The sequence below is a fragment of the Variovorax sp. VaC1 genome (genome assembly GCF_043658315.1).
Classification (GTDB): Bacteria; Pseudomonadota; Gammaproteobacteria; order Burkholderiales; family Burkholderiaceae_C; genus Variovorax.
This window is the reverse complement of the sequence record NZ_JBIGLT010000006.1, coordinates 509,130-532,246: the sequence shown is the minus strand read 5'-3', so window position 1 is coordinate 532,246 and position 23,117 is coordinate 509,130. Positions and strand designations below refer to the sequence as shown.

22 protein-coding genes are annotated in these 23,117 nt (G+C 66.8%); 12 read left to right on the top strand and 10 right to left on the bottom strand.

Annotation, left to right across the window (positions count from 1 at the left end; translation table 11 throughout):
• Positions 1–93 precede the first annotated feature (93 nt).
• The gene (tuf, locus tag ACGLHS_RS25420; RefSeq protein WP_394484278.1) at positions 94–1,290 is read left to right on the top strand and encodes an elongation factor Tu; all 1,197 of its coding nucleotides are present in this window, start codon (positions 94–96) and stop codon (positions 1,288–1,290) included.
• Positions 1,291–1,355: 65 nt separating this feature from the next.
• Here tuf and ACGLHS_RS25415 read toward each other — a convergent pair whose 3' ends face one another.
• From ACGLHS_RS25415 to argC, 4 genes are all read right to left on the bottom strand, one after another.
• Complete coding sequence (locus ACGLHS_RS25415; RefSeq protein ID WP_394484276.1) at positions 1,356–1,820, bottom strand: VOC family protein; 465 nt, start codon at positions 1,818–1,820, stop codon at positions 1,356–1,358.
• A 129-nt stretch (positions 1,821–1,949) separates the two neighbouring features.
• On the bottom strand, positions 1,950–3,233 hold the full coding sequence (locus ACGLHS_RS25410; protein ID WP_394484274.1) for an MFS transporter: 1,284 nt from the start codon (positions 3,231–3,233) through the stop codon (positions 1,950–1,952).
• 340 nt (positions 3,234–3,573) lie between these two features.
• Entirely contained in the window at positions 3,574–3,873 is a 300-nt protein-coding gene (locus tag ACGLHS_RS25405) for a DUF1330 domain-containing protein (protein ID WP_093238691.1), read from the bottom strand.
• Between the two features lie 92 nt (positions 3,874–3,965).
• Positions 3,966–4,889 (bottom strand): N-acetyl-gamma-glutamyl-phosphate reductase, encoded by a 924-nt coding sequence (gene argC / locus ACGLHS_RS25400; RefSeq protein WP_394484272.1) that lies wholly within the window; start codon positions 4,887–4,889, stop codon positions 3,966–3,968.
• Between the two features lie 82 nt (positions 4,890–4,971).
• Here argC and ACGLHS_RS25395 point away from each other — a divergent pair, with 82 nt between their 5' ends.
• The 8 genes from ACGLHS_RS25395 to ACGLHS_RS25360 all read left to right on the top strand — a co-directional run bounded on the left by ACGLHS_RS25395 (position 4,972) and on the right by ACGLHS_RS25360 (position 12,085).
• Positions 4,972–5,868: a LysR family transcriptional regulator gene (locus ACGLHS_RS25395; protein WP_394484270.1), complete on the top strand. Its 897-nt coding sequence runs from the start codon at positions 4,972–4,974 to the stop codon at positions 5,866–5,868.
• A gap of 117 nt (positions 5,869–5,985) precedes the next feature.
• On the top strand, positions 5,986–6,243 hold the full coding sequence (locus tag ACGLHS_RS25390; RefSeq protein WP_093238695.1) for a ParD-like family protein: 258 nt from the start codon (positions 5,986–5,988) through the stop codon (positions 6,241–6,243).
• A complete protein-coding gene (gene map, locus ACGLHS_RS25385; protein WP_394484268.1) occupies positions 6,243–7,034 on the top strand; it encodes a type I methionyl aminopeptidase in 792 nt (263 codons plus the stop codon). Before ACGLHS_RS25390 ends, map begins: the two co-directional genes overlap by 1 nt.
• 89 nt (positions 7,035–7,123) lie before the next feature.
• Complete coding sequence (locus ACGLHS_RS25380) at positions 7,124–8,746, top strand: ATP-binding protein (protein ID WP_394484266.1); 1,623 nt, start codon at positions 7,124–7,126, stop codon at positions 8,744–8,746.
• Positions 8,747–8,755: 9 nt separating this feature from the next.
• Positions 8,756–9,439 carry a response regulator transcription factor gene (locus tag ACGLHS_RS25375; RefSeq protein WP_093238700.1) on the top strand — a complete coding sequence of 228 codons (684 nt, stop codon included), beginning with the start codon at positions 8,756–8,758 and terminating at the stop codon, positions 9,437–9,439.
• Between the two features lie 163 nt (positions 9,440–9,602).
• The gene (locus ACGLHS_RS25370) at positions 9,603–10,088 is read left to right on the top strand and encodes an SgcJ/EcaC family oxidoreductase (protein ID WP_394484264.1); all 486 of its coding nucleotides are present in this window, start codon (positions 9,603–9,605) and stop codon (positions 10,086–10,088) included.
• Between the two features lie 168 nt (positions 10,089–10,256).
• Positions 10,257–11,300, top strand: a complete 1,044-nt coding sequence (locus tag ACGLHS_RS25365; RefSeq protein WP_394484262.1) for an SAM-dependent methyltransferase — start codon at positions 10,257–10,259, stop codon at positions 11,298–11,300.
• Positions 11,297–12,085, top strand: coding sequence for a DUF1295 domain-containing protein (locus ACGLHS_RS25360; RefSeq protein ID WP_394484260.1), 789 nt, complete (start codon positions 11,297–11,299; stop codon positions 12,083–12,085). The genes ACGLHS_RS25365 and ACGLHS_RS25360 overlap by 4 nt, the downstream gene beginning before the upstream one ends.
• Before the next feature lie 51 nt (positions 12,086–12,136).
• Here the strand turns inward: ACGLHS_RS25360 and ACGLHS_RS25355 are convergent, their stop codons facing one another.
• From ACGLHS_RS25355 to ACGLHS_RS25340, 4 genes are all read right to left on the bottom strand, one after another.
• Positions 12,137–14,215 (bottom strand): OPT family oligopeptide transporter, encoded by a 2,079-nt coding sequence (locus tag ACGLHS_RS25355; RefSeq protein ID WP_394484258.1) that lies wholly within the window; start codon positions 14,213–14,215, stop codon positions 12,137–12,139.
• Between the two features lie 202 nt (positions 14,216–14,417).
• A complete protein-coding gene (locus ACGLHS_RS25350) occupies positions 14,418–15,302 on the bottom strand; it encodes an MBL fold metallo-hydrolase (protein WP_394484256.1) in 885 nt (294 codons plus the stop codon).
• A gap of 61 nt (positions 15,303–15,363) precedes the next feature.
• Complete coding sequence (locus tag ACGLHS_RS25345) at positions 15,364–15,927, bottom strand: DsbC family protein (protein WP_394484254.1); 564 nt, start codon at positions 15,925–15,927, stop codon at positions 15,364–15,366.
• Between the two features lie 11 nt (positions 15,928–15,938).
• Entirely contained in the window at positions 15,939–18,209 is a 2,271-nt protein-coding gene (locus tag ACGLHS_RS25340; RefSeq protein WP_394484252.1) for an aminotransferase class V-fold PLP-dependent enzyme, read from the bottom strand.
• A gap of 152 nt (positions 18,210–18,361) precedes the next feature.
• Here ACGLHS_RS25340 and ACGLHS_RS25335 point away from each other — a divergent pair, with 152 nt between their 5' ends.
• The 3 genes from ACGLHS_RS25335 (at position 18,362) to ACGLHS_RS25325 (ending at position 20,007) form a co-directional block, all read left to right on the top strand.
• Positions 18,362–18,826 (top strand): Lrp/AsnC family transcriptional regulator, encoded by a 465-nt coding sequence (locus tag ACGLHS_RS25335; protein WP_394484355.1) that lies wholly within the window; start codon positions 18,362–18,364, stop codon positions 18,824–18,826.
• 81 nt (positions 18,827–18,907) lie between these two features.
• Positions 18,908–19,423, top strand: a complete 516-nt coding sequence (locus ACGLHS_RS25330) for a GNAT family N-acetyltransferase (protein ID WP_394484250.1) — start codon at positions 18,908–18,910, stop codon at positions 19,421–19,423.
• 68 nt (positions 19,424–19,491) lie between these two features.
• A complete protein-coding gene (locus ACGLHS_RS25325; RefSeq protein ID WP_394484248.1) occupies positions 19,492–20,007 on the top strand; it encodes an AAA family ATPase in 516 nt (171 codons plus the stop codon).
• A gap of 13 nt (positions 20,008–20,020) precedes the next feature.
• Here the strand turns inward: ACGLHS_RS25325 and ACGLHS_RS25320 are convergent, their stop codons facing one another.
• Positions 20,021–21,334, bottom strand: a complete 1,314-nt coding sequence (locus ACGLHS_RS25320; RefSeq protein ID WP_093238713.1) for an MFS transporter — start codon at positions 21,332–21,334, stop codon at positions 20,021–20,023.
• A gap of 63 nt (positions 21,335–21,397) precedes the next feature.
• Complete coding sequence (locus tag ACGLHS_RS25315) at positions 21,398–23,035, bottom strand: GMC family oxidoreductase (protein ID WP_394484246.1); 1,638 nt, start codon at positions 23,033–23,035, stop codon at positions 21,398–21,400.
• Positions 23,036–23,117: the final 82 nt, after the last annotated feature.

Genomic DNA, 23,117 nt, shown 5'->3' with positions numbered 1-23,117 from the left:
TCGCGAGTTTGGTGCGCGCGCACCGACAACCCGCCGACCGTTTCTCCTGGCCAGCGAATCGGATCGGTTTTTACTCTCAAACCGGAGAAAGAAATGATGAACAACAAGGTTCATGTGAATGTCGGAACCATCGGTCACGTCGACCATGGCAAGACGACGCTGACGGCTGCCCTGACCTTCGTGCAGGCCGCACGCTTTGGCGGCAACGCGCTGTCCTATGGACAGATCGACAACGCGAAGGAAGAGCGCGAGCGCGGCATCACGATCAATACCTCGCACGTCGAGTACGAGTCGGACTGCCGTCACTACGCACACATCGACTGCCCCGGGCATGCCGACTACATCAAGAACATGATCACCGGCGCCTCGCAGATGGATGGCGCGATCCTGCTGGTGGACGGCACCGAAGGCGCGGCACGGCAGACCATCGAGCATGTGCTGCTGGCGCGCCAGGTGAACGTCGGCCACATGGTGGTGTTCGTGAACAAGATGGACCTCGTCGCCGACAGCGACCGTGCGGAGATCGAGCAGCTGATCGAGATGGAGATCGGCGCGCTGCTGGCTGCGCACGGCTACGACGACGCCTGCTTCGTCTTCGGCAGCGCGCTGAAGGCACTGGCCGCCGCCGAGCGCGGCGACCTCGAAGGTGCCGACGTGCAATGCATCGTCGAGCTCGTGAACGCGTTGGACTCGCGCATTCCTGATCCGGTGCGCGACTACGACGCGCCGTTCATGATGCCCGTCGAAGGCGTGCACACCATCACGGGCCGAGGCACCGTGATCAGCGGCCGTGTCGAGCGCGGCGTGATCCGCGTTGGCGACAACCTGGAGATCGTCGGGCTCAGCGCGGCCGGCGACGAGAAGGTGGTCGTCACCGGCGTGCAGTCCTTCCACAAGGACGTCGCCGAGGCGCGTGCCGGCATGAACGTCGGGCTGCTGCTGCGCGGGGTCAAGCGCGACGATGTCGTGCGAGGCCAGGTCGTGGTGAAGCCCGGTGCGCTGAAGCCGTACCGGACGGGGCGTGCGCAGATCTTCGTTCTCAGCAAGGACGAAGGCGGTCGCCACACGCCGTTCGGCTCCGGCTACCAGCCGCAGTTCTTCTTCGGCACGACCGACGTGACGGGTGTCATCCGCGTCGACACCGAGACCGGCGTGATCGAGCCGGGCGCACGGGCGCAGATCAGCTTCGAGCTGAACAAGCCCGTGGCCATCGAGAACGGCATGCGCTTCGCCATGCGCGAAGGCGGCAAGACCGTCGGCGCCGGCATCGTGACCGAGGTGCTCGGCTGAAAGGCTGATGCGCCATTGGCCCCTGTCGTCTGCTTGTCAGGCGACGGGGGCTTTTTTTAGCCGGCTCAATCCTGCGAATGCTTGGGTTGCTGCTCTTGGCCAAGCTGCTCGGCAAGCCCGACGATGAGGCCTTCGGGCCCACGGATGTAGGCGAGCCGGTACGACTCTCCGTATTGCATCTGCCCGATGAGTTCCGCGCCATGGGCCTGCATTCGCGCAACGACGGCATCGATGCCATCGACCGCAAACATGACGCGGCGAAGACCCAGCGCATTCACCGGCGTGTTCACGGGCCCGAACCGGACGGCGTCCGGCGTGTGGAACTTGTCCAGTTCAATGCCTTGCCCATCGGGAGTACGCAGCATCGCGAGCGTGGCGCGGACGTCTCCAAGCCCGATGAGGCTCCCGATTGCGGGCCCTTCAACCGTGGTCTGACCCTCGAGCGTGAGGCCCAGCTCGACAAAGAACGCCTTCACCGCGTCGAGATCGTCGACAACGATCAGGACGTTGTCCATTCGCTTGACTGTCATGTCGCGTGGTCCTTTCCAAGTGCGGTCGCTGGAAATTTTGCCCTTGGCATCGCCAGACATCATGCGCAAGGGCTTCGTTGGAGCCAGAGCAACCGCACTGTAGTTGGGGCTGCGCCGGAACGCACGGCCTCAGGCAGAAGACCGATCGCGCCACGCCACGAGAAGCGCCCAAAGCAATGCCGTCGATGCCGATGCGAACATGGCGACAAAGAGCGCATGCGAGCCGCTGGCTTCGGTCAGGAAGAGCCCGGAGATCGAAGCGATCAGCGCACCACCGCCCACAGTGAGCGATGCAGCCAACCCCGCAGCCGTGCCGGCCAGGTCCGGCCGCACCGACATCGCGCCTGCATTCGCGCCGGGCATGGTCAGGCCGTTGCCGAGGCCGATGAACATGCACGGGCCGAAGAATGCCAGCACGCCACCGACATCGAATGCCGACAGCAGCAGGCCGACCAGCAAGCCGGCGCATGCCAGCAGCCTGCCGACAAGCACTGTGGTGCTCAACGGATACCGCGAGGCATACCGGCCGGCCAGGCGGCTGCCGATCATGAAGCCCGCCGGCACGAGGCCCATGAGAAGCCCGAGCCTGGCGCTCGATCCGTCGAGAAGGTGTGCGCTCGCCGATGCCGCGCCGCCCAGAAAGACATACAGCGTGCCACTCGAAAACGCCATGCAGAGCACGTAGCCCGCGAACCTCGTCGAGCGCAGCAGGTCGGCATAGCCGCGCAGGTAGCTCGCCAATGGCCGCGCGGTGGTCCTCGCGCGTGGCTTCAAATCGACGGCGACCAGGGCCAGCACGCCAGCGCCCATGACCGCGAAAGCGACGAAATTCGCACGCCATCCGAAGGCTTGGTCAAGCAGGCCGCCGAACGCCGGGCCCACCATCGGCGCAACGGCCCACGCGGAAGCGACGAGCCCGATCTTGCTCGCGGCCTCGCGCTCGGTGGATGTCTCCCTGATGATCGCGAGCGAAACCGAATAGCCCGTGGCAATCACCGCCTGCATGAAGCGGCAGACGAGAAACACGCCGATGCTGGGTGCGAGCGCGCAGCCGATGGACGCAACGGTAAAGACCGCGACGGCGCACAGCACGACAGGGCGGCGGCCGAACCGGTCCGACAGCGGCCCTGCCACAAGCTGGGTAAGGGCCGCGAAGATCGCAAAGCCTGCGATGGAGAGATTGACGAGCGCGAAGTCGGCGCTAAAGGTCGCTGCGATATGAGGCAGCGACGGAGCGAACATGTTCACCGGCAACACGGCCAGTGCCGAAAGAAAGACAAGAGTCGTCAGCTGCGGCGCGGCGCTGGGCGCTTTCATCATGGAAGGAACCTCGTGCGTCATGTGGCCAAGCGGCGCCACGCCACTTGCCCCTTGTCCACCCGCGACCTTGTGCAAAGGCCAAGGCGCGGCCATCTGGTGTCAGTCTTGGGTGGATGAGGCCGTTGATGACGGCGAATTCGGTCCCCACAGGCCCAGGCTCCGCAGGTTCGCTGCGCAATCCCGGAAGCCGCGTCTCTCAGCGGTATTTCGCAGGCCTCACCGAGGTGTCCGCGAAAAAATCGCTGCGAGCCGCAGCATCGTTCTGGTTGTGCGCGGGAGCTTAGTTGCTGTCTTGTGTGCTGTAAAGCCGGCGCGCCGAGCCCCGCCGATGCAATCGACCCATGGCGTGAGGTCGTTGCGAATTCAGGCCTTGACGACGCCAGTCAGCAGGGCATCGCAACGCCGTCGCGATGCGGGCAAAGCCCGCGAACCGTCAATGCCGTGGACGGAGGCCATCGACCAGCAGCACCACGGCGTCGGCCCCGGCCTTTCTGTCTTCGGCGATGGCGTTGTAATCGGGGCTCGTCTGGAATGCCTGCGCAGCTTCCTTGTTCTCGAATTCCATGACTACGACCTTGTTGCGAGACCACTCTCCTTCGAGAACTTCAGGCGACTCGTCTGCCACGAGCAACTTGGCGCCGAAGCGGCTGAACACTGCGGGGAATGCACGCTGGTATCGCCTGTAGGCATCGACATCCGTGAATGCGAGCTGGGCAATGATGTAAGCAGGCACGGGGGCTCCTCGTCGAATGGGGTGGGCCGCACCGGGCGGCGCCGATCGAAACCTTTCAAATTTTCCCGGATCGGCTGAGCCGCGGGAGTCGCCTACCGGACCGAGGCGGCCACCATCAGGCGCAGGTTCTGCACGGCCGCACCTGCGGCGCCCTTGCCCAGATTGTCGAGAACCGCGCTCAAGACGATCTGGCCCGTGCGGTCATTGGATGCAACGGTCAGGCTCATGTCGTTGGAGCCGTTGTGGGCTTGCGGGTCCAGTTCGGTCATCGGTGCGGTGGAAGACATCGGCGTCACACGCACATGCGCCGCATCGCGGTATCGCTCCACAAGGCATTCGTGGATGCGCGCACCGGAAACATCGGCGGGAAGCAGCCGCGTGTGCAGCCCGATGGTGAGCACGATGCCTTGCCGGTAGCTGCCGTAGGCCGGCACGAAGATGGGGCGTTGCGCCAAGCCGGCGTAGGCCTCGATCTCCGGCACGTGCTTGTGCTCGAGCGCAAGGCCATAGACCGTCAACGAATGCGCACCCGCCCCGGCCTCGTGCGCTTCCGCCCCCGCTCGGCCCTGACCCGAATAGCCCGAGACGGCGTGGATGGCCAGCGGATAGTCGGCGGGCAGCAGGCCCGCATCCGTCAGCGGCCGCAGCAGGGCGACCGCTGCCGTGGGATAGCAGCCCGGATTCGTGACACGCGATGCCGAGGCGATGCGTTCGCCTTGCCGTGCATCGAGCTCCGGCAGGCCGTAGACCCAACCGGGGCTGGTGCGGTGCGCCGAGCTGGCATCGATGACGCGCACCGAAGGGTTCTCGATCATCGCCACTGCATCGCGCGCCGCGGCATCGGGCAGGCAGAGGATGGCGATGTCGCTTTCGTTGAGCGCGGCCCGGCGTGCCGCCGCGTCCTTGCGCAGGTTGGCGGGCAATGTGCGGATGCGAAATTCGCCGCCCCGGAGCCGGTTCTGCAGATCAAGGCCCGTGGTGCCTTGGTCGCCGTCGATGAAGATGTTGAGGTCCATGGGGCGCGATCGTAGGGATGTGGCCTCGATAGCTCCAGCTAAATATATGGAACATCGGATTAAGAAAAGTTAAATTAGCCGCATGCGAGAACTGAGCCTTGACCATCTGCGCACCCTCGTCGCCATCGCCGACCTCGGCTCCCTGGCCAATGCCGCGCGCGCCCTTCACCTGGCGGCACCCACCGTCACCGTCCAGATCGCGGAACTGGAGTCGCGCTTGGGTGGCCAGTTGCTCGTGCGTGGGCGAGGGCCTGCGCAAGCGACGGCCTTGGGAGAGCGCTTCATCGCGCGTGCCCGCAGGCTGCTGGCAGATGCGGACGACGCGGTGGAAGACGTTCGACGCCAACTCGCCGGCCAAACGGGCCGCGTGCGCGTGGGTGCCTCGACGGGCGTCATCGCGCACCTGCTGCCGCCCGCGCTCGAACGCCTGGCGCGAAACCACCCGGGCATCGACGTGAACGCGCAGGTGCTGACCTCCAACGACAGCATGGCCCGGCTCGCCGCAGGCAGCCTGGACCTGGCGATCGTGGCGCTGCCGCAAGCACCCGTGCGCGGCGTGCATGTCACGCCCTTGCGGCGCGAGGCCGTCGTCGCCTTCCTGCCGGCCGCCTGGAAGACGCCCAAGCGATTGACGCCGCAATGGCTGGCCCAGCAGCCGCTGATCATGAACGACGCTTCGACTCGCCTTTACCGGTTGACCGCGGAATGGTTCTCGGCGGCGGGCGTCCATTGCCGGCCGCGCATGGAGCTGAACTACAACGACGCGATCAGGACGCTGGTTGCCGCCGGCTACGGAGCGGCCTTGCTGCCGGAGGAGTCGCACGAGCCCGCGCGCGATCCGCGCATCGCCGTCCGCCCGCTCAGTCCTGCGCTGTGGCGACAGCTGGGTCTTGCGGTCAGCGACCGGGGCGCCAGTGGTCCGACACGTTTCGTGTTGGAGGCGTTGATGCCTGAGAAAGGGCCTGCTGCAGCCGGTTGAGTGAGAGGCGCACTGTCTGCAAGGCGATCTTCAGTGCTTTGTGAGCCCATCCACCCCACATTGCAACGCCATACGATATACATATAATTCGTATATGTTTCATGTGGAGTCGCCCCGATGGGTATCGTCAAAATTTCAGACCTGATGCACGAGAACCTGCGCGTGGCGGGGAATGCGCTCAGCAGGTCGATCAATGCACAGGCAGAGCACTGGATGCGGGTCGGCATGCTGACCGAAATGCATCCAGAGCTGGATCACCGGGAAATCTGCCAGCTGCTGATACAGGCTGAACTGTCGGGAGGGCTGGACATCGCGGCGGCCGCCACGGCCCAACCTTCCGGCAGGGCCCGCGCATCTTCAGCCGGAAAAAGCTGATGGCTCGCAGCGTCTCCATCAAGTCCGCGGAAGACATCGAGATGGCGCGGCGTGCCGGCGGGCTTGCCGCGGAGGTTCTCGACATGGTCGCGCCCTACGTCGTGCCGGGGGCGAGCACGGAGATGCTCGACCGCATCTGCCACGACCACATCGTGAATGTGCAGGGCGCCATTCCTGCGAACGTGGGGTACCAGGGGTATCCGAAGACCATCCTCACGTCGGTCAACCAGGTGGTGTGCCACGGCATTCCTTCGCCCGACAAGATCCTGAAGAAGGGCGACATCGTCAACATCGATGTCGCCGTCATCAAGGACGGCTGGTTCGGCGACACCAGTCGCATGTACTTCGTCGGCGCCCCCAGTGTGCTGGCCCGGCGGCTGGTGGAGACGACGTACGAGGCGCTGCTGGCCGGCATCCACCAGGTCAAGCCTGGAGCGACCCTGGGCGATATCGGCCATGCGATCCAGTCGGTGGCGCAGCGCGAGCGTTTCAGCGTGGTGCGCGAATACTGCGGCCATGGCATCGGCCAGATCTACCACGATGAGCCGAATGTCCTGCACTACGGGCGGCGCGGGGAAGGGCTCACGCTGGAGGCGGGAATGGTCTTCACCATCGAGCCGATGCTCAATGCAGGTTCACGCGAAACGAGACAGTTGGCCGACGGGTGGACGGTCGTGACGAAGGACAGGTCGCTGTCTGCCCAGTGGGAGCACATGGTGGCCGTCACGCCCGAGGGGTACGAGGTGCTGACGCGTTGGCCGGGAGGCACGGGCACTTACGCGCCGGTCTGATGCCGGGCTGGGGCGGGGCCTGATCCTTGGTCCGCTTTTAATCTGTTGTTCATGCGTCGGCCCGCGTTGCCCCGCTACAGTGCCTTCTCATGTTCCGCCTGCGCCTGTCACTCGCATTCGCCGTCCTTGTCGCACTCGTTTGCATGCAGGCCGGCTTTGTCTATTGGGGGTCGAACCGGGTCAACGACTACGCCCAGCACAGCCGGCTGGCCAGCGACATCCTGGCGGAGCTGCTGGAGCTTTCCGCCAGCAAGCAAAGGCTGCGTGTCTGGGCATCGCAGCAGCTGATGGACGCCAACGCCTCGTCCGATGTGCGCGACAGCCAACTGGCGCGCATGCAGGCGAGCACGGAGACGCTCAGGCAGCTCGCGCGCCGCGATCGTTCCTTGTGGGAAAGCATTGCCCACCGCGAAGGCGTTCCGATACCGCCAGAGGTCGATCAGCTCGTGGCCGTCAGCGACCTGCTCAACGACAACATCGCTGCGGTTCGCGCGCGCTTGCTGAAGCTGGTCCCGCTGGAGCGCGGCGCCGAATTCGCCAGCGTCTGGCAGGAGCTGAACGGGGTGTTCGACAAGGCGCGCGGCCGCGATCTGCGTGAGCTGATCAACGGCGCCATCGAACGGCAGCGCAATGCGATGCCGGTGGCCCGTGCCGCGACCGAACGCGGCCTGGACCAGTTGCGCCTGCAGACCATCGGCCTGGCCGTGCTGACGCTGGCTGCTGCCGTCGTGCTGGCGCTGTACCTGAACCGGCGGCTGCAGCGGCCATTGGACCGCCTGCTCGAAGGCACGCAGGCGCTGCGTGCCGGCGCACTTGGCCACCGGATCGCGCTGGGTTCGCGCGACGAGTTCGACCGCGTTGCCGAGCACTTCAATGCCATGGCCGCCGAACTGCAGCGGCACCGGCTCGACGCCGATGCCGCGCGCCGGCGGCTCGAAGATGCCGTCCTGGAGCGCACCAGCGAACTGAGTGCCGCGCACGAGACGCTGCAGCAGGTCGACCTGCGCCGCCGACAGCTTCTCGCCGATCTCAGCCACGAACTCCGCACGCCCGCCACCGCGATTCGCGGAGAGGCAGAGATCGCCCTGCGCGGTGCCGACAGGCCGCCGGCCGAATACCGGGAGACGCTGACGCGCATCGTGGGCGGCGTGAAGCAACTCGCCGGCGTGATCGACGACCTTCTTCTGGTCGCCAAGGCCGAGGCCGATCAACTTGCGATGCGGTTCGGCGCGGTCGATCTGTCGGAGCTGCTGGGCGAAGCCGCCGAAATGGCCGATACGCTGGGGGCGCGGCAGAACGTTCGTGTCCGGCTCGAAAGCCCGGGCGTCGGCTTGCCCACGGTCATGCTCGAAGCCGATGCCGATCGTTTGCGGCAAGCCTTGGTGATCGTGCTCGACAACGCGGTGCGCTATTCGCGCAACGACACGACGGTGCGGATGAGTTGGCATCTGCAAGACCATCGCGTGCAGGTGATCGTGGCCGACGAGGGCATCGGTATCGATGCGGATGAGCTGCCGAAGGTGTTCGAGCGCTTCGTTCGCGGCCGCCGCGCACGTGTGCATCGGGCCGACGGCACAGGCATCGGGCTGTCGATCGCGCAGGCCATCGTGCGGGCCCACAACGGCCGCATCGACATCGACAGCATCCCGTTGCAAGGCACCACGGTTCGCATCGAACTGCCTTGCAGCCATGGTCCAACCCTCGCATCCTGAATTGAAAACATGAACATCCTGGTGGTGGAAGACGATGCCCGTGTCGCCGACTTTCTGCTGCGCGGCCTGAGCGCCGAGGGCTACCGCGTCCAACTTGCGCGCACCGGGCCCGAGGGCCTGGCCCTTGCCCGCGACAGTGATCTGTCATTGCTGCTGCTCGACCTGATGCTCCCCGGCCTCAGCGGCCTGGAGCTTTGCCAGACACTGCGCGCCGAGGGCCGGCAGGTGCCTGTGCTGATGCTCACCGCGCTGAGCAACACCGAGGACAAGGTCAGCGGCCTGCGCCTGGGCGCCGACGACTACCTCACCAAGCCTTTCGCATTCGAGGAATTGCTGGCGCGCATCGAGGCCTTGCTTCGCCGTGGCCGGGAGCAGCGGCCCAGGGCCGCCTCGCTGCAGGTGGCGGACCTCGTTCTCGACCGGGAGCGGATGGAGGTCACGCGCGCCGGCAAGCCCGTGCCGCTCACGGCCAAGGAGCTGGCGTTCCTTGAACTGTTGATGGCCGCACCGGGCCGCGTCTACAGCCGCGAGCGCATCCTGTCGAACGTCTGGGGCACCAACGAAGACCCGCTGACGAACATCGTCGATGTCTACGTGCGCCGGCTGCGCGCCAAGATCGACGACGGCCATCCGGTGCCATTGCTCAAGACGGTGCGCGGCCTGGGCTATCGGCTGGACGCGGCGCCCGCCTGAGGCGCCGCGGTTCATCTGTTGTTCATGCCCGCGTCATGCCCGCTTCATGGCGGGCAACCGGTGGTGTTCATGGCGCAATCGAACAATGAAGTCCTGCCTCTTCAACGGGCGCAGCACCGGAAAAAAGCCGGTGATCGACCTCTCATTGCAAAAGGAAAACTCCATGAACGTGCTCCGTACGCTTTCCCTGTCCGCCACGACGGCGGCGGCCCTCGCCATCTCCACGTCCGCCTTCGCCCAGGCACCGGCCGCAGGGATCTGCGCACCCGCCACCGAACCGCAGATCGCGGCGCTGTTCGACCGCTGGAACGATTCGCTGCGCACGCTGGACCCCGACAAGGTCGTTGCCAACTACGCGGTGGACGGCGTGCTGCTGCCGACCGTGTCGAACAAGCCGCGCACGAACCCGACGGAAATCCACGACTACTTCGTCAAGTTCCTGAAGGGCGCGCCGCAGGGCACGATCGACCAGCGCATCATCAAGATCGGTTGCAACGTGGCACAGGACGTCGGTACGTACACCTTCAAATTCAAGGATGGCAAGAGCGTGCATGCCCGCTACACGTACATCTACGAGTGGGTGAACGGCCAATGGCTGATCGCGCACCATCACTCGTCGGCCATGCCTGAAGTGGTTGCGCGCAAGTAAGCTGCGGCCGTGCGCCGGCGGGGCGCTGCTGCCCACAGGCTGCCGGGCGCACCGTCCGAGCGGGCTGGCCGGCATGGAAATCGACAGGCGGGCGCATCCAAAGCCCGTCCCGCTGCGTACAAGTGCCTACGGCACGCACTCCGGCGTGCCCTTGCCCGAGGAACAGTCATGCCGCAGGACATCGCATTCGCCATTCGCTGGGTCGAGAAAGGGCTGGTGCCGGACGCCGTGGTCCGCCAGGGCATCCGCCGGTTGCTCAAGGAGCGGCTCGCCGAATTGCACGCCGGTAACGCCCTGGCAGTGGCCGAGCTGACGCAGGACTTCGTCGCCAGCATGGGCGCGGCCCACGTGGCGCCGCTGCCGGAGAAGGCCAACGAGCAGCACTACGAGGTTCCTGCCGACTTCTTCGGCGAGGTGCTGGGCAACCACCGCAAGTACAGCAGTTGCTACTGGCCCGAAGGCACGCGGACGCTCGAAGAGGCCGAGGCCGCCGCGCTGGCCGCCACCTGCGAGCGCGCCGGCCTGTCCAACGGGCAGGACGTGCTGGAGCTGGGTTGCGGCTGGGGCTCGCTGACGCTCTGGATGGCCGAGAAGTACCCGGGCAGCCGCATCACCGCGCTGTCCAACTCGAATTCGCAGCGCGCGTACATCGAGGCACAGGCGGCACAGCGCGGGCTGGGCAATGTGCGGGTGCTGACCCGCGACATCAACGTGTTCGACACCGACGGACGCTTCGACCGCGTCGTGTCCGTCGAAATGTTCGAGCACCTGCGCAACTGGCCGCAGGCCTTTGCGAACGTGGCGCGCTGGCTCGAGCCCGGCGGGCGCTTCTTCATGCACGTGTTCGCGCATCGCGAGGCGCCGTACCCCTTCGAGGTGCGCGATGCGAGCGACTGGATGAGCAAGTATTTCTTCTCGGGCGGGATGATGCCCAGCGACGATCTCGCGCTGTACTGCCAGGACGACCTGCGCCTGCTGCGTCGCTGGCGTTGGGAAGGCCGCCACTACCAGCGCACGGCCGAGGCCTGGCTGCGCAACATGGACGAACGCCGCGCCGCGTTGCGCCCGCTGTTCCAGGCCACCTACGGTGCCGAGGCCCAGGTGTGGTGGACGCGTTGGCGCCTGTTCTTCATGTCGGTGGCGGAGCTGTTCGGTTTCGATGGCGGGCAACGCTGGTGGGTCAGCCATTACCTTTTCGAGCGTCGCGCATGAGTGGCTTGATGGATGTGGCATTGGCAGGCCTGGCATTGACCGCATCGCTGGCGTTCCTGACCTGGATCGCCAGCCTCGTGCGCCACGACGCCAGCCTGATCGATCGCATGTGGCCCGTCTGCATTGTGGGTGCCGGCCTCGTCTATTTCGTGCTGTTGCCGGTGCAGACGGTGCGCGGCCTGTGGATGGCTGTGCTCGGCACCGCGTGGGCGGTACGGCTGTGCCTGTACATCACCTGGCGCAACTGGGGGCACGGCGAAGACCGCCGCTACCAGGCGATCCGCGCGCGCAACCAGCCGAACTTCGGCTTCAGGAGCCTGTACCTCGTGTTCGCATTGCAGGCGGTGCTGGCGTGGGTCGTCTCTGCGCCGTTCCTTGCGGGGATGGCGGCGGCGCGGCCGTTGGGCGCACTCGATGCGCTCGGCGCGGTGCTGGCGCTGTTCGGCATCTTCTTCGAGGCGATCGGCGATGCGCAGATGGCCCGCTTCAGGGCCGACCCCGCGAACAAGGGGCAGGTGATGGACCGTGGCCTCTGGCGCTACACGCGGCACCCCAACTACTTCGGCGAAGCCTGTGTCTGGTGGGGGCTGTGGCTTGTCGCCATGAGCGGTGCGGGCCGGGGCGGTGCGTGGAGCGTGGTGTCGCCGCTGCTCATGACATGGCTGCTGCTGAAGGTCTCGGGCGTCGCGATGCTCGAAGGCGACATCGGCGAGCGCCGACCCGCCTACCGTGAATACATCGCACGCACCAACGCCTTCCTGCCGGGGCCGGTGCGCAAGCGCTAGGCGTCATGACGGACAGGGCGTTGGCCGCGTTGCCCGCAACAGCAACGCTCCTTACCGACTTGCCTGGTTGGACTCTGAAAGAGGATCGGCCAGGCGCATCACGCGGCGCCAGAAGAACACCGCCACCATCACGAAGACCGCAAGGCCCAGGAACGATGCCGTGCGCGTGAAGCCTTCGCTCACGAGCGCCAGCGGGGCGTCGGAACCGGCGGCGCCGATGATCGCCGCCATCAGGACGCCCACGAGGCTTTCGCCCACGATCAAGCCCGATGCGATCAGCACGCCGCGGCGGTTGGGCACGTCCGAGAACGCTTCGTAGGGCTGGCCGACGGCCGCGGCGCGGCGGCGCAGCGCGCGCTCGAGCACCCAGGCCAGCAGCGCGCCCACCACGATGGGCGCGGCCACGGTCGGCGGCAGGTAGATGCCGATGCCCACGGCCAGCACCGGGATGCGGGCCACGCGGCAGGTGCGCTTCATGATGGCATCGACCACGATCAGGCCGATGCCCGTCGCCATGCCGATCAGGATCATGGTCCAGTTCAACTGATGGGTGAAGATGCCGCGGGAGATGGCCAGCATCAGCGTGGCCTGGGGCGCCGACAGGGTCTGGGCTGGGTCCATGCCCGCGCGGGGCATCGCGTCGCCGAAGCCGTAGGCGTTGTACAGCAGCTCCAGCACCGGCGAGATCACGGCGGCGCCCACCACGCAGCCGATGAGCAGCGCCACCTGCTGGCGCCAGGGCGTTGCACCGACCAGCCAGCCGGTCTTCAGGTCCTGCAGGTTGTCGTTCGAGATCGAGGCCACGGCCACCACCGCCGAAGTGGTGAAGATCGCCAGCGCGATCGTCATCTGCACGCCGTTCTGCGCTTCCAGCAGTTCCTCGCCCAGCACCAGCATCAGCAGCGAGACCAGCACGATGGCCACGATGCCCACGCCCGAGATCGGGCTGGTCGAAGAGCCCACCAGGCCCGCCATGTAGCCGCAAGCCGCAGCCACCAGAAAGCCGAAGATGAAGGCGAACAGCACCGCATAGGCCACCAGCTTCCAGATGGCGGGTGCGGACAATGCGGCGCCGGACAGGAAGGTCTGGAACGTGAACACCAGGATCGCCACGAGCACCAGCGTCACGATCGAGATCCACGCCGCCGACAGGTCGCGTTCCGTGCGTGGAATGTTGCCGTTGCGGGCTGCGCCCGATTGGGTCAGCGCGGAAAAAGAAGCCTTGAGGCCGCTGGCCAGGGGCCCGAGCAGCGTGGCCAGGGTCCAGATCGCGCCCACCGCGATCACGCCCGCGCCAATGAAGCGCACCTGCGAAGACCACAGGCCCGAGGCGTACTGCGCCAGCGATTGGCCGGCGGGCATCTGGCCCATCGATGTGAGGATGGGCACGGCGATGCCCCATGAAATGACCAGCCCCGTCAGCATGGCCAGCCCGGCCACGATGCCGATCAGGTAGCCCGCGCCCAGGAGCGCCAGCGAGAAGCCCATCGGCAGGCGGAACACCGCGCTGCCCACGCTGAACCAGCCGCTGACGCCCTCGCCGAGCACGCGCAGGCCGCTGGCAGAGAAGCTCACCACGGCCGCGATGAGGCCGCCGCTCACGATGTCGCCCATGCCGCTGGCCGCGGCCGGTGCCGACGTGGCCTTGTCGCCCGCGTCCTGGGTGCGCTCGGCGCTGCCCACCCGAAGGATCTCGGCCGCGGCCACGCCTTCGGGGTAGGGCAGGTCGCTCTGCACCACCATCACGTTGCGCAACGGGATCGTGAACAGCACGCCGAGCATGCCGCCGGCGGCGCATATGCCGAAGGTCTGCCAGAACGGAAAGCCCTGCCAATGCCCCATCACGACCAGGGCGGGCAGCACGAAGATGATCGAAGACAGCGTGCCCGCCGCAGAGGCCTGCGTCTGCACCATGTTGTTTTCGAGGATGTTGGCGCTCTTGAAGAGGCGCAGCACGGACATGGAGATCACCGCCGCCGGAATGGCCGATGAGAACGTCAGTCCTACTTTCAGCCCGAGGAAGACGTTGGAGGCCGTGAAGATGACGGTGATCAAGGCGCCCAGCAGCACGCCACGGAACGTGAGTTCCGGTAGCGTGACTTCTGCCGGGATGCGGATGGTTCGAGCCATTGGATGTTCCCTATGCACTGGCCGGATGAGGCGCTGCGGGTTTTGGGCCCGCCGGGCGCTGTCCGGCTCTCAGGGCGAGATGCCCTGTTGGTTTTCTGATTGGTTTCTGCGCGCTTGCGCGCCCTGAAGCGGCACCGATCCGGTTCGCCGCTTCAGGGCGTCGATTCTCCCTCTGTCTCGCCTGCGTCCCTGGCGCAGGCGCTCAGATCGCGTTCAGCGGAATCTTCAGATAGCGGATGCCGTTGTCTTCGGGCTCGGGCAGGTGGCCGGCGCGCATGTTGACCTGCACCGAGGGCAGCATCAGCGCGGGCATCGGCAGGGTGGCATCGCGCGCCGTGCGCATCGCGACGAACTCGTCTTCGCCGATGCCGTCCCGCACGTGGATGTTCGTTGCGCGCTGCTCGGCGACGGTGCTGATGTACTGGAACTCGCGGCCACCCGGCTGGTAGTCGTGGCACATGTAGAGGCGGGTGTTCGGCGGCAGGGCCAGGAGCTTCGCGATCGAGCGGAACAGCGTGCGCGCATCGCCGCCCGGAAAGTCGCATCGCGCGGTTCCGTAGTCGGGCATGAACAGCGTGTCGCCCACGAAGGCGGCTGCTTCGGTGCCATCGGTGACGAGGTAGGTCATGCAGGCCGGCGTGTGGCCCGGCGTGTGAATGGCCCGCGCCGACAGGCCGCCGATGCTGAATGCTTCGCCATCGGCGAGCAGCTTGTCGAACTGGCTGCCGTCGGGCGCAAATTCGGCGCCTGCGTTGAAGAGCGCGCCGAACACGCCCTGCACCTTGCGGATGCCGGCGCCGATGGCCACCTTGCCCCCGAGGTGCTGCTGGAGGTAGGGCGCCGCGGAGAGGTGGTCGGCGTGCACGTGGCTCTCGAGGAGCCAGTCCACCGTCAGGCGCAGTTCGCGCACGCGCGCAATCAGGCGGTCCGCGCCTGCGGTGTGGGTGCGCCCCGACCGCATGTCGAACTCGAGCACGCTGTCGATGATGGCGCAGTGGCCCGTCGGGCTGTCGATGAGCAGATAGCTCATCGTGCTCGTGGACGCGTCGAGGAAGCCTTCGATGTTCATGCGTTGGGCAATGGTCATCGTCTCCCCCGTGGCCGTGCGGCCGCGTCGCTTGCGGTGTGAGGGCAGCGGCAGCGGGCCGTCATTTCACGGAGGCCTCGAGCAGCGTCGATATCCATGGCGGCGGGATCGCGCCGGGCACGCGTGTGCCGTCGCTGAAGACCAGCGTCGGCGTGCCTTCGACCTTGTACTGGCGGCCCAGGTCGATGCCGCGCTGCAATCCGTCCGTGCTGCAGGTCGTTGCCGCGTCAGCGGGCGCTGTGCCGGTGTCGATCCAGTCGGACCAGGCCTTCTGCCGGTTGCCGCTGCACCAGATGGCACGCGCCTTGGCGAGCGAGTCCGCACCCAGCACCGGGTAGAGAAACACATAGACCGTGACGTTGCCGATCGCCTTCAGGTCCTTGTCGATGCGCTTGCAGTGGCCGCAGTTCGGGTCGGAGAAAACCGCCAGCCTGTACTTGCCGTTGCCATGGACGGTCTTGATCGCGTCGTTCAGGGGCAGCTTGTCGAAGGCGAAGCCCTCGATTTTCTGGAAGCGCCCTTCGAGCGGATTCTTGTTGCCGGCCTGGGCGTGCGAAGCGCCTGCGGACGCGAACATGGCGAGCGCGCAACCGGCGAGAAGAAAGGGGCGGCGGGCGAATGTCATGGCGGTGTCGATCAAGATGAATGGGCGAGGTGTTCGGTTGCAGTTGCCATCGCGGTCGCGGGGGCGTTCGATTTTGCGGCTGCGCTCGCGGCGGGCCAGAGCGCGAGGCCGCCCGTCAGGCTCCACGCCTGCACGTGCCCGAGGCGACGCAAGACCTTGGCCGCCTGGGCGCTGCGGTTGCCGCTTCGGCAATAGAACAGTATCGGGGTCGTGGCCGGCAAGGCGAGCCAGGCGGGCAGCGCATCGAGCAGCCCCGACAGCGGCACCGCCTTGCGGTGCGCGGCGGCACCCAGCGGCGGCGCTTCGCTCAGCCGCTGCTCGTACGGCTCGCGCACGTCCACCAGCACCAGGTCGGGATGCTCGCGCAGCAGACGGCGCGCTTCGATGGCGCTCATCTCGTGGCCCGGGCCGTCGTCGCCGCTGTCGAGAGGCGTCCTGGATGCCAGCGACTGGTACTCGGTGAGCGTGAGATCCTTTTCAAGCTCGGCCTTCGTTGCGGCGAGCCGCTCGGCGTCCATGCGGCCGAGCAGAACCTGCGCCAGCAGTGGCTGTGCGGCCAGGGTGCTTGCGAAACGGTTGTCGTGATCGTGCGCGGGAAGCAGCAGCGTGCGAGGTTCATTCATCGATGAACTAGGCGTCTGCGATGCAGCTTGCGCAAGATCGTTTTGCTCGCATGCGTCGGGCATCAAGGTATCGCCGACGAACGCCAGTCGGACGTTCATCTGCGCGTCGTGCAGCAGGTAGGCGGTCAAATCCATGGTGTGGCCGGGAATCGGCCGCCGGGTCATCGTCTGCGTACCGAGGCGGATTGCATCGGCATCCGCAGGCCAGCCGAGCGCATCGACTTCTTCCGATGGCTGCAGCCGCGCTGGCAGGGCGGCGCGCAGTTCGGCGCCCGAAGCCACGTGATCGCCGTGACCGTGCGTCTGGAGCACCGCGGCCAGCGCGTAGTCCTGGCAGCGCAGGAGTTCCGCGATGCGCCCGGTCAACCCGGGCAACGGATCGATGACCACGCACCGCCGGCTGCCCGCGTCGGCCAGCAGGTAGCAACACGCGCCGTTCACCACGAAGCGCTTCAGGCCGTCGAGCACGTCGCCCGAAGGCATTGCGTCGGCGGGCGTGTTGAGGCAACTGGCGCGCAGCGAGGCACCGCAGGCTTCGATCCGCGTGCAGGCCTCGTCGATGAAGACCGCGTCGCTGGCCGGACCGAACGACAGCCGCACGGCCGAGGCCGCCTGCCATGCGGGCAGCTTCATGGCTTCCAGCACGTGGCTCGGCATCGCCTTCGATGCGCTGCAGGCCGAACCGCCGCTCACCCGCACGTCGGCTGCATCGAACAGGTCTTGCAGGAGCCTCGAACTCAGGCCGGGCACGGAGAAGTTGAGGGTGGTCGGCAGGCACGACGCGAACGGCGCGTTGAACACGATGCCGGGGAACGCGCTCTTCAGCGCGGCGGCGATGCGGTCGCGGTAGCCTGCCAGCGTCCGCGCGTCCCTGAAGGTGTGGCCGTCTTCGAGCGCCTCCAGCACCGCGCCGAGGGCGGCGATGCCCGACATGTTCTCGGTGCCCGAGCGCAGCGCGCCCTCCTGGCCGCCGCCCGCCATCAGCGGCGTGAACGGGGCGCCTTCGCGAACGTACAGCAGGCCGATGCCCTTGGGCGCATAGAGCTTGTGCCCGGAGAAGGGCGCGTAGTCGATGCGTTGCGTCTCCAGTTGCAGCGCGAGCTTGCCCAGCGCCTGCACGCTGTCGACCATCCACAGCGCGGGGCTGGCATCCAGCGCTTGCGCAATGCCGTCGAGATCGCTGACAACGCCGGTTTCGTTGTTCGCGGCCATGGTGCAGACCAGCCCGGCGCGGCCCGCGTGCGCGCGCAGCCATTGCAGGTCATGGCGGCCATCGGGGCCAACGGGGATCGCCAGCACGCGCAGGTTCAGGCCCAGCAATTCGTTCCAGTGCCGGATCGCCTCGGGCACCGCCTTGTGCTCCGTTGCGCCGTACAGCAGGCAGTCCACATCCTGCCGGCCGCGCAGCGAACGCAGTGCCGAGAGCACCGCCGTCTGGATGCCTTCGGTGGCGCCGCTGAGAAAGAGCAGCTGCCCCGTGGGCGCGCCCAGCAGGCGGCGGGCACGGGCCCGCACCGCGTCCATCAGCGCGCGCGCCCGCAGGCCGGTGCTGTGGATGCTGCTGGGGTTGCCGAAATCGTCGGCCATGGCCGCAAGCGCGGCGGAACGCGCGCAAGGCAGCACGGGTGTCGTGGCGTTGGTGTCGAGGTAGATGTCCATTCAGGTGTTTTCCGCGAAAGAAGGGGCGGGCCCGTGCGGGCGCCGCGCATCTGAACGAGTCTGCCGATCGAGGCCTGGCAGCCGTGTGCTTTTTGAATGCCTTGATTCTCTGAAATTAGAATGGCATGCTAATTTTTGGATGATTCATGAAACTGGATTCCGTCGATATCAAGATTCTCGATATCCTGCAGCGGAACGCCGAGCAGCAGGTGGCCCATATCGCCGAGCAGGTCGGGCTCTCGGCCACGCCGTGCTGGCGGCGCATCCAGCGCCTGAAAGAGGCGGGTGTCATCAAGGGCTCGGTGGTCCTGCTCGATCCGCAGAAGGTCAACGTCGCGGTGACGGTGTTCGTGTCGGTGCGCACCAGCACGCACACGCGCGAATGGTTCGAGCGCTTCACGGCCACGGTCCATGCCATTCCGGAAGTGGTCGAGTTCTACCGGATGAGCGGCGACGTCGATTACCTCCTGCGCGTGGTGGTGCCCGACATTGCCGCCTACGACGCCGTGTACAAGCGCCTGACCGAAGGCACGAACCTGCATGACGTCAGCTCCAGCTTCGCCATGCAGGAGCTGAAGCAGACGACGACGCTGCCGCTTGGCTATATCCCGCATTGAGGGGCGTCGAGACTGCTCATGGCCGCGCGGCTGCGGCCCGCGCCCGCTCCTGTGCCACACCTTCATTCCCAAGGACACCGCATGCACGTCGAACTGGTTTCCGAAGCCCGCCACGAATCGCTGATCGACCTGCTGTGCGAGTTGCATGCCTTCTACAACGAAGGCGCCGTGGCGTCGCGGGAGGCGGTGCGGGAACACCTTCTCCAGAATCTCCTGGCGCCCGGTTCGGCGCAGCGCCTGGCCGTGGCGGTGGGCGATGACGGCGCGGTGCGCGGGCTGGCCGCCTTCTCGCTGGTCTATTCGCTGGTCGAATTCGACCCCGACAGCCGCAGGCACTGCCAGCTTAAGGAGCTGTACGTGCGGTCGTCCGACAGAAGCCACGGGGCCGGCCGGGCGCTCATGGCCTGGATGGCCCGGTACGCCTTCGAGAATGGCTGCCGCCGCATCGACTGGCCGGTCAAGGCGTCGAACACGCGGGGCATTGCCTTTTACGAAAGCCTTGGCGCGGCACGCGTTGTCGACAGGCTCAGCTACCGGCTCTCCGAACCCGGGGTGAGCGTGCTGGCCGGCGTGCGCACCGATGTGCCGCAACGCTGAACGTCGCCGCCATCGAACATTCACACATCCATCGTCACATCGCGACAGCATCAATCGCTTCAGCTTCCATGCCAAGAATCCATCTGATCGAAGGCCCCGTCGGTGCGGGCAAATCAACCTACGCGGCCGCCCTGGCGCGCCAGACCGGGGGCGTGCACATCGCGCTCGATGAATGGTTCGCCACGCTGTTCAGCCCCGACCGGCCCGCCGGCGACTTCGTGCCCTGGTACATCGACAGGAAGGCGCGGCTGCTCGACCTTATCTGGCGCCATGCCGGCCGTGTGCTGGCGTCGGGCACGGACGCCATCCTCGAGCTGGGCCTGATCCAGCGGCAGGGCCGGACCGAGTTCTGCGAGCGGATGCAGGCCGAGGGGCATGCGTTCACGGTCCATGTGCTGGACGCGCCGCTTGAAGTCCGCCGCGAACGCGTGCGGCGCCGCAATGCCGAAAAGGGCCCGACGTTCTCGATGGTCGTGCCCGACCACGTCTTCGACATGGCCAGCGCCCTGTGGGAGGCGCCGGACGAGTTCGAATGCAGCGCGTACGACGTGACCTTCGTTCCCGACGCCGCCGCCAGCCGCTAAGCGACTGGCCGGCTCAGCGCGAGGGCACCGCCACCGGCGCATCGGCCGGCGACGCGCTGCGCCCGATCATCCATGCGCATACCGCCGACACCACGCCCGCGAACAGCACGTACAGGCAGATCTGCCACGGCTCGCCGCCGCCCGACTTGAGCAGCGCGGTCGCGATGATCGGCGTGATGCCCGAGGCGAAGATGCCCGAGAACTGGTAGACGAAACTGATGCCCGTGTAGCGCACCTTGGCATCGAACAGGTCGCAGAACAGCGCGGCCTCGGGCCCGTACACCGACGCATAAAGAATGCCGAAGGGCACGATGATCGCGAGCCACACCAGCAGCACGTTGCCGCCGCTGTGCGTCATCAGCCAGAAGCCCGGAAAGGCCGACACCGCCGTGATGAGCGAGCCCCACATGTAGACGCGGGGCCGCCCCAGCCGGTCGGACATGCGGCCGAAGAAGGGAATGAAGAAGATCATCACCACCGCCGCCGCCATCACACCGAGCAGCGCCTCGGTGCGGCTGATCTTGAGCGTTCCCGTGAGGTAGTTGATCGAGAACACGCCGAAGATGTTGAAGAACACGCCGTCGATGTAGCGCGCACCCATGCCCTTGAGCACGTTGCCGGGGTAGCGGCGCAGCATGTCCATGAAGGGAATGCGCAGCTCGGCGTTGCGTGCCTTCACGGCCGCGAACTCGGGTGTTTCCTGCACGTGCAGGCGGATGTACATGCCCACCGCCACCATCGCGCCCGAGATCAGGAAGGCGATGCGCCAGCCCCAAGCCAGGAACTGCTCGTCGGTGAGCAGCGACGACAGCAGCGCCACCACGCCCGAGGCCAGGCACAGGCCGATGGCCAGCCCGATCTGCGGCAGCGAGGCGTAGAAGCCGCGCTTTTCCTTCGGTGCGTACTCATACGCCATCAGCACCGCGCCGCCCCATTCGCCGCCCAGGCCGATGCCCTGCGCGATGCGAAGCAGCAGCAACAGCAGCGGCGCCGCGATGCCGATCTGCGCGTAGGTGGGCACCAGGCCAATCAGGAAGGTGGCCACGCCCATGATCATCAGCGTGATGATGAGCATGCTCTTGCGGCCGATCTTGTCGCCGAAGTGGCCGAAGATCACGCCGCCCAGCGGCCGTGTGACGAAGCCCACGGCAAAGGTCGTGTACGCCAGCAAGGTCGACACCACCGGGTCGCTGCCCGGGAAGTAGAGCTTGTTGAACACGATGCCGGCCACCACGCCGTACAGGAAGAAGTCGTACCACTCGATGGTGGCGCCCACCAGGGCCGAAGCCACCACCCTGCGAATCGCTTTCTCGTCGCTTGCACTCATGTTTGTCTCCAATGAGGTTTGTCGTGGCGGCCTCTGCGGGCCTTTGGGCATTGCGGAAAAAACTCAGCGTGCGGCCCGGGCCGCTTCGGCGTCCTCTCTGATCAGGTCGACGGCCTTCTCGGCCATCATCACGGCGGGTGCGTTGGTGTTGCCCGACACCAGCGTGGGCATGGCCGAGCAGTCGACGACGCGCAGCCCCGCGATGCCGTGCACGCGCAGGCGCGCATCGACCACCGCCAGCGTGTCGGTGCCCATGCGGCAGGTGCCGGTGGGGTGAAAGATGGTGGCGCCGTTGTTGCGGCAGAACTCGAGCAGCTCGGCGTCGCTCGCTGCGTCGGGGCCGGGCTTCACTTCGCGCTTCACATAAGGCCGCATCGCGGGCGCATCGGCGATGGCGCGCGCCGCCTTCACGCCGGCCACGGTGGTGGCTCGGTCGAGTTCGGTGGCCAGGTAGTTGGGCTGCATCTCGGGCGGCTCGGCCACGTCGCGCGAGCGGATGCGGACGTGCCCGCGCGATTCGGGCCGCAGCTGGCACACCGACATCGTGAAGCCCGAATACGGATGCACCTTGCCGCCCGCCATGTCGGCCGAGAGCGTGGCAACGTGGAACTGGATGTCGGGCGTGGCTGCCACCGGCCGGCCGCTCGCATCCTTCAGCGCGCGCATGAAGCAGCCGCCCTGGTTGATGCCCACCGCCAGCGGGCCGGTGCGGTGCAGCAGCCATTCGAGGCCCATGCCGATCTGGCCGGTCCATGAGTTGAGCTGGTCGTTGGTGGTGATGGGCTTCGTGCACTCGTAGCCCAGGCGGATCTGCAGATGGTCTTGCAGGTTCTCGCCCACGCCGGGCAACTCGTGCACCAGCGGAATGCCGAAGCGCTCCAGCAGTGCGCGCGGCCCGATGCCCGAGAGCTGCAGCAACTGCGGCGACTGGATCGAGCCCGCCGACAGCAGCACCTCGGCGCGGCAGCGCGCGGTCTTCAGCTCGCCGCCTTGCCGGTAGGCGATGCCGACCGCGCGGCGCCCCTCGAACAGCAACTGGCTGGCCATGGCATCGGTCTCGATGCGCAGGTTGGGCCGGTGCTTCGCCGGCGCCAGGTAGGCCTTGGCCGTGCTGCAGCGCCAGCCCTTGTGCGTGGTCAGCTGGTAGTAGCCCGCGCCTTCCTGCAGGGCGCCGTTGAAGTCTTCGGTGCGCGGCACGCCGGTCTGCTGCGCGCCGTCGATGAAGGCTTCGATCAGCTCGTGCCTGGCCGCGATGTTCGAGACCTTCAGCGGGCCATTGCTGCCATGGAAGGTATCGGCGCCGCGCTGGTTGCCCTCGGACTTGATGAAGTAGGGCAGCACGTCGTCGTAGCCCCAGCCTGTGTTGCCGAGCGCGGCCCAGTGGTCGTAGTCCTCGCGCTGGCCGCGGATGTAGATCAGGCCGTTGATCGCGCTCGAGCCGCCCAGCGTCTTGCCGCGCGGCCAGTAGATGCGCCGGCCGTTCATGTTCGGATCGGGTGCGGTCTCGAAGCGCCAGTTGTAGGTGGGGCTCCACATCGTCTTGCCGTAGCCGATGGGCAGGTGAATCCAGAGCGACCTGTCGGGCGGGCCGGCCTCGAGCAGCAGCACGCGCGTGGCCGGGTCTTCGCTCAAGCGGCCAGCCAGCACGCAGCCGGCGGAACCGGCACCGACGACGATGTAGTCGAACTCTGGGTCAGGCATGCAAGGGGTCCGGGAGTGGAACAATCGCTGGGCTCGGCCGCATCGTAGGCCATTGATTTTCGGAACGCAATGTTCCATTTTT